This is a genomic window from Candidatus Omnitrophota bacterium (assembly GCA_028693815.1).
GTDB lineage: Bacteria > Omnitrophota > Gorgyraeia > Zapsychrales > Aceulaceae > Aceula.
Window position 1 is genome coordinate 43288 of record JAQUUP010000008.1, and the last position, 12415, is coordinate 55702.

At 38.5% G+C, this 12415-nt stretch carries 12 protein-coding genes and 1 pseudogene; all 13 read left to right on the plus strand.

Features of this window, described 5'->3' with window-relative positions; translation table 11 throughout:
• Positions 1–6 precede the first annotated feature (6 nt).
• Positions 7–4110, plus strand: a complete 4104-nt coding sequence (gene rpoC, locus PHY73_04005) for a DNA-directed RNA polymerase subunit beta' (GenBank protein MDD3374871.1) — start codon at positions 7–9, stop codon at positions 4108–4110.
• Positions 4052–4423, plus strand: a complete 372-nt coding sequence (rpsL, locus tag PHY73_04010) for a 30S ribosomal protein S12 (protein ID MDD3374872.1) — start codon at positions 4052–4054, stop codon at positions 4421–4423. Before rpoC ends, rpsL begins: the two co-directional genes overlap by 59 nt.
• A complete protein-coding gene (rpsG, locus tag PHY73_04015) occupies positions 4423–4893 on the plus strand; it encodes a 30S ribosomal protein S7 (protein ID MDD3374873.1) in 471 nt (156 codons plus the stop codon). Before rpsL ends, rpsG begins: the two co-directional genes overlap by 1 nt.
• A gap of 6 nt (positions 4894–4899) precedes the next feature.
• Complete coding sequence (fusA, locus tag PHY73_04020; protein ID MDD3374874.1) at positions 4900–6993, plus strand: elongation factor G; 2094 nt, start codon at positions 4900–4902, stop codon at positions 6991–6993.
• 34 nt (positions 6994–7027) lie between these two features.
• The gene (tuf, locus tag PHY73_04025) at positions 7028–8221 is read left to right on the plus strand and encodes an elongation factor Tu (protein MDD3374875.1); all 1194 of its coding nucleotides are present in this window, start codon (positions 7028–7030) and stop codon (positions 8219–8221) included.
• Positions 8222–8228: 7 nt separating this feature from the next.
• Positions 8229–8537, plus strand: coding sequence for a 30S ribosomal protein S10 (rpsJ, locus tag PHY73_04030; GenBank protein MDD3374876.1), 309 nt, complete (start codon positions 8229–8231; stop codon positions 8535–8537).
• Positions 8538–8549: 12 nt separating this feature from the next.
• A pseudogene (gene rplC, locus PHY73_04035) lies at positions 8550–9146 on the plus strand (50S ribosomal protein L3).
• Between the two features lie 112 nt (positions 9147–9258).
• Positions 9259–9882, plus strand: coding sequence for a 50S ribosomal protein L4 (gene rplD, locus PHY73_04040; protein MDD3374877.1), 624 nt, complete (start codon positions 9259–9261; stop codon positions 9880–9882).
• A gap of 60 nt (positions 9883–9942) precedes the next feature.
• The gene (gene rplW, locus PHY73_04045; protein ID MDD3374878.1) at positions 9943–10221 is read left to right on the plus strand and encodes a 50S ribosomal protein L23; all 279 of its coding nucleotides are present in this window, start codon (positions 9943–9945) and stop codon (positions 10219–10221) included.
• Positions 10221–11066 (plus strand): 50S ribosomal protein L2, encoded by an 846-nt coding sequence (gene rplB, locus PHY73_04050; protein MDD3374879.1) that lies wholly within the window; start codon positions 10221–10223, stop codon positions 11064–11066. Before rplW ends, rplB begins: the two co-directional genes overlap by 1 nt.
• 3 nt (positions 11067–11069) lie before the next feature.
• Positions 11070–11357 (plus strand): 30S ribosomal protein S19, encoded by a 288-nt coding sequence (rpsS, locus tag PHY73_04055; GenBank protein ID MDD3374880.1) that lies wholly within the window; start codon positions 11070–11072, stop codon positions 11355–11357.
• Between the two features lie 12 nt (positions 11358–11369).
• A complete protein-coding gene (rplV, locus tag PHY73_04060) occupies positions 11370–11708 on the plus strand; it encodes a 50S ribosomal protein L22 (GenBank protein MDD3374881.1) in 339 nt (112 codons plus the stop codon).
• Between the two features lie 11 nt (positions 11709–11719).
• Positions 11720–12412, plus strand: coding sequence for a 30S ribosomal protein S3 (gene rpsC, locus PHY73_04065; GenBank protein MDD3374882.1), 693 nt, complete (start codon positions 11720–11722; stop codon positions 12410–12412).
• Positions 12413–12415 lie beyond the last annotated feature (3 nt).

The window sequence follows — 12415 nt, forward strand, 5'->3', positions numbered from 1 at the left end:
ATTATTATGAATGAAGAAAAAATTTACGATAGCATTAGCATCAAATTAGCTTCTCCAGAGGTGATCATGTCATGGTCTAATGGAGAAATTAAGAAAGCTGAAACGCTAAACTATCGAACGCTTAAGCCTGAAAAAGATGGTCTTTTTTGTGAGAAAATTTTTGGACCCGTTCGTGATTGGGAGTGTAATTGCGGCAAGTATAAAGGGATTAAGTTTAAAGGAATCGTTTGTGATCGCTGTGGAGTCCTTGTTACGCGTTCGTCTGTTAGGCGAGAACGCATGGGACATATTGAGCTTGCTTGTCCAGTGACCCATATTTGGTTTTATAAAGCTGTTCCTAGTCGCTTGTCTGCTTTGCTTCAAATAACACTTAAGGATTTAGAAAAAATTATTTATTACGAAGAATATGTTGTTGTTGATCAGGGTGATACACAATTAAAGTATAAGCAATTTTTATCAGAAGATAAATATCAAGAATGTTTATCAAAATATGGTGATTCGTTTAAGGCAAAGATTGGGGCGGAAGCTATTCTTGATCTTCTTCAGCAGGTCGATTTAGGTGTTTTATGTAAACAGCTTCGAAAAGATTTAGATAAAGCAAATCCAGCAGGAACAAACGCAAAGAAACTAGCAAAAACGCTTAAGACTGCGGAAGACTTTAAGAAATCAGGCAATGATGTTGGGTGGATGGTTTTGAAGACTTTGCCAGTTATTCCACCAGATTTACGCCCCTTGGTTCCTTTGGAAGGCGGACGATTTGCAACTTCTGATTTAAACGATCTATATCGACGTGTTATCAATAGAAATAATCGATTAAAGAAATTAATTAATTTAAACGCTCCTGAAATTATTATTCGAAATGAAAAACGTATGCTTCAGGAATCTGTCGATGCTCTTTTGGATAATGGTCGTCATGGACGTCCAGTCTTGGGATCAAACAACCGTCCTTTAAAATCGCTATCCGATATGTTAAAGGGAAAGCAAGGACGATTCCGTATGAATCTTTTAGGTAAGCGTGTTGATTATTCAGGACGATCTGTTATTGTCGTTGGTCCAGAGCTTAAGTTGCACCAATGTGGACTGCCAAAGAAAATGGCACTAGAATTGTTTGAGCCTTTTATTATCCGTAAACTTCGTGAAAGAGGTTTTGTCCACACAATCAAAGGTGCCAAGAGAATGGTTGAGCGTGCAAAAAACGAAGTTTGGGATATTCTAGACGAGGTTATTCAGGATCACCCTGTTATGCTTAATCGTGCTCCAACGCTTCATCGTTTGAGCATTCAAGCATTTCAGCCGATTTTAGTTGAAGGAAAGGCTATACAGCTTCATCCTCTGGTTTGCGCTGCTTTTAATGCAGATTTCGACGGAGACCAGATGGCTGTTCATGTTCCTCTATCGTTGGAAGCGCAAATGGAATGTCGATTAGAACTTCTGTCGATTAATAATGTTTTTTCGCCAGCAGATGGAAGGCCGTTGCTTTCTCCGACACAAGATATTATTTTAGGGCTTTATTATCTAACAAAGGACAAGATAAAAGGTCTCGGCGAAGGAAAACTTTTTGCTTCAAGAGAAGAGGCTATCATTGCGTATCACGATGGCCTTATTGGGCTGCATTCTCGTATTAAATTAAGATTGAAAGATGAAAAGGTCTGGGGCGAAGAAAGGCCATCGTTGGTTATTCCAGAGCAGCAGCCATCAGGAGAAATTGAAAAGAAAGAACCTAGCAAGAGTATTGTTATTGAGACGACAATAGGACGTATTATTTTTAATAATTTATTACCGAAAGATTTTGGATTTGTCAACGACACGATGGCGAAAAAGAAAGTAGGAGCTGTTATTTCTGATTGTTACAAACGATTTGCTCAGAATTCAACGGTTGTTCTTTTGGATGACTTAAAGGATCTTGGTTTTCGTTCAGCGACAAATGCTGGTATTTCGATCAGTATTTCGGATATGACGATTCCTGAGGAAAAAAAGGTATTAGTAAAGAATTCAAAACAAGAGGTTGCAAAAGTTGAAGATCAGCATCGAAAAGGTATTATTACAGCCCGCGAGAGATATAATAAAATTATTGATATTTGGACGCATACAACGGAATCAATCTCAGATTTAGTTTTTAAAGGAATGGATCCATTTAATCCTGTTTTTATTATGGCTGATTCTGGTGCCCGTGGATCGCGCTTGCAGATTCGTCAGCTTTCTGGTATGCGTGGGTTGATGGCAAAACCGTCAGGAGAAATTATTGAGAATCCTATTATTGCTAGTTTTCGAGAGGGATTAACGGTTTTAGAATATTTTATTTCGACACATGGTGCTCGAAAAGGTTTGGCAGATACCGCTCTTAAGACGGCAGATGCTGGTTATTTAACGCGACGTTTAGTTGATGTTGCGCAAGAAATTGTTGTTACCGAGGAAGATTGTGGAACAGTCAACGGTATTACGGTTTCGGCGATTATTGAAGGGGATGAAGTTGTTGTTAGTTTAAGAGAACGCATTGTTGGACGTGTTGCTTTAGATAATATTGTTGATATTGTGACAGATCAGCTTGTTGTTGAAGCGGGTCAAGAAATCACGGAAGAAAAAGCAGAGATTATTGAGCAGCTTGGTATCGAGAAAGTCCGTATTCGCAGCGTTTTAACTTGTGAATCAGAGAGAGGTGTTTGTATTCGTTGTTATGGACGTAACTTAGCGACACAAAGGTTAGTTGAAATCGGGGAAGCTGTTGGACCGATTGCGGCACAAAGTATTGGTGAACCTGGAACACAGCTAACTATGAGAACGTTTCATATTGGTGGTACGGCAAGCCGATCGGTTGAGCAGTCGTTCATTCGCTCTAAGAATGCTGGTGTTGTTCATTATCATAAGCTTCGAGTTGTTCAAAAAGGTGATGAATATGTTGTTCTAAATCGAAATGGTACGATTACTGTTAATGATGAATTTGGTCGTGAATTTGAACGATATCCGCTTTTGCAGGGATCAACAATTAAATTCTCCGACGGAACAGAGATCAAAAAAGGTGTTATTTTCGCTAGCTGGGATCCCTATACGATTCCAATTATTTCAGAAGTCCAAGGCATTGTTAATTTTGAAGACATCAAAGAAAACGTAACTATTCAAGAAGAGCTAAATCCGATTATAGGTGTTACTGAACGTGTTGTTGTTGAGCATAAGCAAGAGTATCATCCGCAAATCATTGTTACAGATTTAAAAAAAGAAGTGCTTGGAATTTATTCCATTCCAGTTGGAGCCCATATTCTTGTTCGAGATAAGAAAGAAGTTGGTGCTGGTGAGCTTTTGGCAAAGATTCCTCGTGCATCTGGAAAGACACGCGATATCACCGGCGGCCTTCCTCGTGTTGCTGAGCTTTTTGAGGCACGACGTCCAAAAGATCCAGCGGTTATTAGTGAAATTGATGGGTTTATTGAGTTTGGTGAAGATCGAAAAGGATCGCGAAAGATTATTGTTCGAAGTCAAACTGGAATGAGCAAAGAATATGTTATTCCACACGGAAAGCATCCTAATGTTTATAAGGGGGATCGTGTTTTTGCTGGTCAACAGTTAACTGAAGGACCAGTCGTTCCGCATGATATTTTGAGAGTTTCTGGAGACAAGGTTTTGCAGGAATATCTCTTAAACGAAGTTCAAGAAGTTTATCGCTTACAAGGTGTTAACATTAGTGATAAGCATATTGAATTGATTATTGGACAGATGCTTAAGAAGGTTAAAATTGAAGAATCAGGCGACACAGAATTTCTTATTGGACAACAAGTTGATCGTGTTGCATTTAAAAAATCTAATGAAGCTGTATTAAAGAAAAAAGGTAAGCCTGCTTCTGCAACACCGCTTCTTTTAGGTATCACAAAGGTCTCTTTGTCGACGGAGAGTTTTATTTCTTCTGCAAGTTTTCAGGAGACGACAAGAGTCTTGACAGACGCAGCAACTTCTGGTAAAGTGGACTATTTACGAGGCCTCAAAGAGAACGTTATCGTGGGACATTTGATTCCTGCCGGGACGGGCTTTAAAACTTATCATAATATAGAGATGGTTAAATATGCCGACAATAACACAGTTGATCAGGAAAAGAAGAACGCAGAAAAGCAAGAAGGGTAAATCTCCTGCTTTAATGAATTGCCCGCAACGCCGCGGCGTTTGCTTGCAAGTTAAAACAATGACTCCTAAAAAGCCAAATTCGGCTTTACGAAAGATTGCTAGGGTTCGACTTTCAAACAAGATGGAAGTCACTTCCTACATTCCTGGTGAAGGACATAATTTACAAGAGCATTCCATCGTTCTTGTTCGAGGTGGACGAGTTAAGGATTTGCCAGGTGTTCGATATCATATAGTAAGAGGAACTTTAGATACGACAGGTGTTAAAGGTCGTAAGAAATCGCGATCCAAATATGGAGCTAAAAGAGAAAAGTAATGAGACGACGTAGAGCAGAAAAAAGACAAGTACAGCCAGACCCAAAATATAAAAGTCAATTAGTTTCAACTTTTATTGCGATGATCATGCTTGAGGGGAAAAAGACGCTGGCAGAGCGCATTGTTTATGGTGCTTTTGATTTATTAAAGAAAAAGACATCCGAAGAAGATGTGGTTAAAGTTTTTTCTAAAGCGATTGACAATGTTCGTCCAAGGAATCAAGTTAAGGCTAGAAGAGTCGGCGGGTCAACATATCAGATTCCAATGGAAGTTTCACCTCTTAAGGGTAATTCTATTGCGCTTAGATGGATCCGAAATTTTGCGTTAGCAAAAAAAGGAAAACCAATTCAAGTTAAATTAGCTGATGAGCTTTATGCTGCTTTTAAGGGCGAAGGGCCAGCTGTTAAAAAACGAGATGAAACACATAAGATGGCTGAAGCTAATCAGGCTTTCGCCCATTTGAGATGGTAAAACAGCATGGCAGATAAACATACATTAGATCAAGTTAGAAATATCGGAATTATTGCGCATATCGATGCAGGTAAGACTACGACTACAGAACGTATTCTTTTTTATGCTGGCGTTATTCATCGCATGGGTACGGTTGATGAAGGAACAGCCGTTATGGATTGGATGGAGCAAGAGCAAGAAAGAGGCATTACGATTACTTCTGCAAACACGACATGTTTTTGGCGAGATTGCAAAATTAATATTATTGATACACCAGGGCATGTTGACTTTACTGTTGAGGTAGAGCGTTCTTTGAAAGTTTTAGATGGAGCCGTTGTTGTGCTTTGTGCAACAAGCGGTGTTCAACCACAAACAGAAACTGTTTGGCGTCAAGCAGATCGCTATAGTGTTCCACGCATTGTTTTTATAAATAAGATGGATCGTCTTGGAGCAAGTTTTGACAATGTTTTAGGTCAAATGTATGAGCGTTTAGGTGCACATGCAGCAGCGATTCAATTTCCTGTTGGAGCCGAAGACGATTTTACAGGAATTGTTGATATTATTAGAGAAAAACTTATTACTTATGAAGATAAAGAAGGATCTAAAAGAGTTGAGCAAGATGTTCCTGAAGAATTAAAAGCTAAAACTTTAGAGTATAAGCATTTGTTGATTGAAAAAGTTTCTGAAGTTGATGATCAGCTGATGGAGAAGTTTTTAGAAGAGCAAGAAATTACAATGGAAGATCTTAATGGCGCGATCAGAAGAACGGTTGTTGCTAATACATTTATTCCAGTTTTGTGTGGAACAGCTCTTCGAAATAAGGGTGTTCAGATGGTCCTTGACGCTGTTTGCGATTATCTTCCGTCTCCTTTGGATGTCCCACCTGTAAAAGGACTTGATCCAAAAACTGAAGAAGAAATTATACGTCACCCAAAAGAGTCTGAACCATTAGCTGCATTGGCATTTAAGATTGCAATGGATCCTTATGTTGGAAAGTTATTTTTTACACGTATCTATTCGGGTAAAATTGTTTCAGGAGTCCCAATCTATAATTTAACACAAGGTGTTAAAGAGAAGATTTCCAAGATCGTTGTTATGCATTCAAATAAACAAGAAATTATAAGCCAAGCGGGTCCTGGTGAAATTGTGGCGTTAGTTGGGTTGAAAGAAACGAAATCTGGAGATACACTTTGCAACGAATCTAATCGAATTGTTTTGGAGAGCATGAGAATTCCTGAGCCAGTTGTTTCTATGGCTGTTGAGCCTTTAACAAAGGCAGACCAAGATAAAATGGGAATGACTTTAAAGAAATTTTTGGATGAAGATCCGTCTTTTAGAGCAAATTATGATAAGGAAACAGGCGAAACTATTATTTCTGGCATGGGTGAGCTTCATTTAGAAATTATCGTTGACCGCATGAAAAGAGAATTTGGTCTTGAAACAAAAGTTGGGCGTCCACAAGTTGCCTATAAAGAAACAATTACTCAAAAAGCAATGGGTATCACAGGAAAACATATTACTCAGTCTGGTGGTCGTGGTCAATACGGGCATGTTATCATTAATGTTGAGCCTCATGAGGAGAGAGGAAAAGGTATTACTTTTGTTGATAAAATTAAAGGTGGTGCAATTCCTCGAGAATATATTAAGCCTGTTGAGCAAGGTATTCGAAGTGCTGCACTTACTGGTGTTTTGGGCGGTTATCCCGTAGACGGCATAGAAGTCACTCTTGTCGACGGTTCTTATCATGATGTTGATTCAAGCGAATTAGCTTTTCAGTTGGCTGCAAAGAATGCGCTGCACGAAGCTCTTCGAAAAGGAAAGTCTGTTTTCTTAGAGCCGATTATGGATATTGAGGTTGTTGTCCCAGAAGAATTTATGGGAACAGTTGTTGGTGACTTAAATACAAGACGAGCAAAAATTACCGAGATGGGTAACAGAGGTGTTTTAAAAACAGCTCGTTGTGAGGTTCCGCTAGCAGAAATGTTTAATTATGCTGGTGCAATTCGATCACTATCTCAAGGACGTGCTACTTTTTCAATGGAGCCAGCTTATTATGCAGAGGTTCCTAGCTTTGTAGCCGAAAAAATACAAGGACGAAATACAGGAAAATCAGGCAATTAAAAAAGAATTTAGTTTTTAAGGGAGGAAAAAGAACATGGCAAAAGAAAAATTCGTAAGAAATAAACCTCATTTGAATATTGGAACAATTGGTCACGTTGATCATGGAAAAACAACTTTAAGTGCGGCAATTACAACAATTTTAGCGAAAAAAGGTTTAGCTGCGCTGCGTAGTTATGATTCGATTGATAATGCTCCAGAAGAAAAGGAAAGAGGCGTTACAATTAATATCGCTCATCTTGAGTATGAAACAGAAAATCGTCATTATGCTCATATTGATTGTCCAGGACATGCTGATTATATTAAGAATATGATCACGGGTGCAGCGCAGATGGACGGTGCAATTCTTGTTGTTTCTGCAGCTGATGGTGCTATGCCTCAAACAAGAGAGCATATTCTTTTGGCTCGTCAGGTAAACGTTCCAAGACTTGTTGTCTTTTTAAATAAATGCGATCAAGTTGAAGACAAAGAACTTCTTGAGCTTGTTGAATTAGAGCTTCGAGAACTTCTTTCAAAATATAAGTTTGATGGAGATAATACTCCAATCATTATGGGAAGCGCATTAGATGCGTTAAATAATCAAGACGATGAAACGAAAACAAAGCCAATCTTAGATCTTATGGCAGCTGTTGATGATTATATCTTAGCTCCAGAAAGAGAATTAGATAAGCCGTTTTCAATGGCAGTTGAAGATGTTTTTTCAATTTCGGGTCGTGGTACTGTTGCGACAGGTCGAATTGAAAGAGGTATTGTTAAAGTTGGAGAAGAAGTGGATATCGTTGGACTTCGACCAGAAATTGGAAAAACTGTTGTTACAGGTGTTGAAATGTTTAGAAAAGAACTTGAACAAGGACAGGCTGGCGATAACGTTGGGCTCCTTCTTCGAGGTGTTGCTAAAGAAGCGATCGAACGTGGAATGGTTTTGGCCAAGCCAGGTTCAATTTCACCTCATACAAAGTTTAAGGCATCTGTTTATATTTTAACAAAAGAGGAAGGTGGGCGACATACTCCATTTTTTAAGGGATATCGACCACAGTTTTATTTTAGAACAACAGATGTTACAGGAACAGCACAGCTTCCGGCAGGCGTTGAAATGGTTATGCCAGGAGATAACGTTGAGCTTGAAATTGAATTAATTATTCCAGTCGCTATGGAAAAAGAGCTAAGGTTTGCTATCCGTGAAGGTGGACGAACTGTTGGTGCTGGAGTTATTTCAGAGATTATCGCGTAAGATAAGAATAAACATGCAAAAAATAAGAATAAAATTAAAAGCTTTTGATCATCGATTAATTGATCAGTCAACCGAAGAGATTGTTGAGACTGCAAAACGGACTGGTGCTAAAATTTCTGGTCCTATTCCGATTCCAACAAAGAAAGAACTCTTCACGGTTCTTCGATCTCCAGTCATTGACAAGAAATCGAGAGAACAATTTAAGCTCGCAACACATAAACGTTTGATTGATTTGATCGATCCAACAGCAAAAACGGTTGAGGCGTTACGAAAACTCAATCTTCCTGCCGGTGTTGACGTTGAAATAAAACAATAGGAGATTTTTCAAATGGTTCGTGGTTTATTAGGAAAGAAGTTGGGCATGACTCAGATTTTCGACAAAGACGGGAACGTTATTCCTGTCACGGTTGTTGAAGCAGGTCCATGCTATGTTCTTGAGCTTCAGGAATCTCCTGTTAAGATTAAACTTGGATACGGGGAAGTGAAAGAATCTCGACTTAACAAAGCTCAGTTAGGATTTTTTAAGAAGAGCGGCGTTAAGCCGTTGCGTATTATAAAAGAATTTGAAACGCAAGAAGGTGACGCCTGCGAAATTGGACAAGAAATCAAAGCAGATTTGTTTAAGTCTGGTGATTTTGTTGATGTGTCAGGTGTTTCTATTGGAAAAGGTTTTCAGGGTGGTATGAAGCGATGGAATTGGTCAGGTGGTCCGGAAGGACACGGATCAATGCATCATAGACGCGTTGGTTCTATTGGTTCAAGTGCCGATCCTTCACGGACTATCAAAGGACGTCATATGCCAGGACATATGGGCGCTGAAAAGACAACGACGCAAGGATTACGCGTTATGGATGTAGATGCTGAAAATAATCTTTTGATGATTAAAGGTGCGGTTCCTGGACACAAAAGAAGTTATATTGTTATTAATAAATCAAAGCGAAAAGTATTTCGTTCTTTGGATGAAAAGAAGGCAGTTCATGAGGGCAAGAAGAATCCAATGAAACAAAGTAAGTCTAAAGCAAAGGGTAAGAAGTAAGATGCCAGCTTGTATAGTACACGATATTAAAGGGAAAAAAATAGAAGAATTTGATCTTCCAGAGATTATTTTTGGAGGACATATTAATAAAGCTGTTTTGCATCAAGCGATTGTGATGTATCAAGCAAATCTCCGGCAAGGCAATGCTTCAACTAAGGAGCGTGGATCAGTATCAGGTGGCGGTAAAAAACCATATCGTCAAAAAGGTACTGGTCGAGCTAGAGCTGGATCAACGCGATCGCCTTTATGGAAAGGTGGCGGAACTACATTTGGTCCTCTTCCGAGAGATTTTAATTATACATTGCCTAAGAAAATGAGAGACGCTGCTTTAAGGGCAAGTTTGAATGCAAAATATAGCAGTGACGATCTTGTTTGTATTGATAAACTAGCCGTTGAAACAGATAAGACAAAAGATTTTGCAAAAACGCTAAAAAGTTTAAATTTAAGAGGTAAGGTTCTAGCGCTAGTTGATTTGGCAGATGAGAAATTAACTCGAGTTTCAAGAAATCTTCCATTTTTTAGCATGATACGTCCTTGCGATGTTACGGCGTATGATATTCTAAAAAGCAAAAAAGTTTTAATTACAAAATCTGCTTTTGAGCAACTGCTTAAACGGGTTACATAAATAAATATTTTCCGATTGTTAAACAAGATAAAGAAAATATAAAAGAAAGTTTTTTAAAAAATGGCTAATAGCTACGATATTGTTAAAACATTAATTCGAACTGAAAAGGGAACTGTTCTAGAAGCAGAAAGAAAATATCTTTTTCAGGTTGATTCACGTTCGACAAAGGTTGATATTCAAAAAGCAATTGAGAATATTTATAAAGTTAAAGTTCAAGACGTTAACACCATTATTGTTCCAGGAAAAAAGAAACGTGTACGTCAAGCTTTAGGGCGAACGCCAGACTGGAAAAAAGCAGTTGTAACGCTTAAAGAAGGAAGCAAAATCGAGGTAACTTAATGGGATTAAAAAAATTTCGCCCAACAACAAATGCATTACGACATACTGTTATTTCTGATTTTTCTGAAATTACAAAGTCAAAACCAGAAAAGTCTCTTTTAACTCCGCTAAAAAAATCAGGAGGACGAAATAGTTACGGACGAGTGACTGCACGTTATCGTTCTGGTGGTCATAAAAGAATGTATCGCTTGATTGATTTCAAGCGTAATCGAATTGATGATCCAGCAATAGTGTTAGCTATTGAATATGATCCTAACCGATCTGCACGTATTGCATTAATTGAATATTTAGACAAAACTAGATCTTATATTTTAGCGCCATTAGAATTAAAGGTTGGTAGCAAGGTTGTAAGCACACAGGATAAAAATGCTGAAATTTTGCCAGGTAACTGTATGCCCATTGAAAAGATTCCTCTAGGGACAGCTGTTCATAATATTGAGCTTTTACCTGGAAAAGGTGGAAAAATTGTCCGGTCTGCAGGAACATCTGCTCAGATTATGGCAAAAGAAGGACAAGAAGCGCATATTCGTCTTCCTTCTAGTGAAGTTCGAAAAATCAAAGTTAATTGTCGCGCAACTATTGGACAAATTGGAAATGTTGAGCATGAATCAATATCTATTGGAAAAGCAGGCCGTTCTCGTTGGCTTGGTCGCAAAGGACATGTTCGAGGCGTTGCTATGAATCCTGTAGATCATCCTCATGGTGGCGGTGAAGGAAAAAAGGCACAAGGAAGTCCGCATCCAGTAACTCCTTGGGGTAAGCCAACAAAAGGGTATAAGACGCGGGTAAAAGGAAAATATTCAGACAAGTTTATTATTCGAAGAAGAAAAAAAGGAATACGGTAAGATATGCCACGTTCAATTAAAAAAGGACCATATATCGCTGATCACTTGCTTAAGAAGTTAGAAAAAATGCAAAAGTCAGCACAAAAACTTCCTATTAAAACATGGTCAAGAGAATCGACTGTAACGCCTGATTTTGTTGGATATACGGTTGCAGTTCACGATGGAAGAAAGCATGTCCCGGTTTTCATTACAGAAAATATGGTTGGATACAAATTTGGTTCCTTTGCTCCAACAAGAACATTTAGAAAGCATGGCGGCGTTAAAGCTAAAAAAGCTGCAACAAAGACATAAAAGGGTATTGTTATGATTGTAAAAGCAAAAGGAAGATTTATTCGAGTTACTCCGACTAAGGTTCGGCAAGTTATTGATTTGATTCGCGGTAAAGATGTAAAAACATCTTTGACAATTTTAGATCAATTACCAAAAGGGGCATCTGATCGGATTAAGAAAGTTTTAAATTCTGCTGTAAGCAATGCTAAGCAAAAAGGTTTGAATGAAAATCAGCTTCTTGTTTCAAAAATCACGGCAGATTTAGGCTCATCGTGGCGCAGATATCGCTCTGCAGCATTTGGACGTGCAGTTGGAATATTAAAGAAAACAACTCATTTAACCGTTGAATTAGATTTAAAGACAAAAAAGTAGAGAGGTATTCTGTGGGACAAAAAGTTAGCCCTATTATTTTACGCATTGGTTATATTAAAGATTGGCAAAGTCGTTGGTTTGCTGGAAAGAAAGAGTTTGCAACAAACGTTACTGAAGATTATCGAATTAGAAAGCACATTCAAAAGAAGTTTGCACATGCGGCTGTTGCTCAAGTTGAAATTGAGAGATTAAGAGGGCAAGTAAGAATTCGCATTAGTTCCGCGCGCCCTGGAGTTATTATTGGTCGACGAGGTGCTGATATTGATCGGCTTAAAGAAGATTTAAGTGGATTGACAACAAAAGAACTTGCAATTGATATTAAAGAGGTTAAGAATCCGGCAATTGACGCGAACTTAGTCGCACAGAGTGTTGCTCTTCAGCTTGAAAAACGCATTGCTTTTAGACGTGCTATGAAAAGAGCGATCGACCAAGCAATGCAATCAGGTGTGCAGGGAATTAAAATTGGATGTTCTGGGCGTCTTAATGGTGCTGAAATGGCAAGGCGAGAGACGTATAAAGAGGGAAAGCTTCCTTTGCAGACATTTCGTGCTGATATTGATTATGGATTTGCGGAAGCACAGACTACTTATGGAACAATTGGCGTTAAAACTTGGATTTATCATGGGGATGCCATTTTAGATAAGAAAAAAGAAGAAGAAATAGAAGAACCAAAAATAGAAGAAAAGCAGTTAAAGGAAAAATAGACA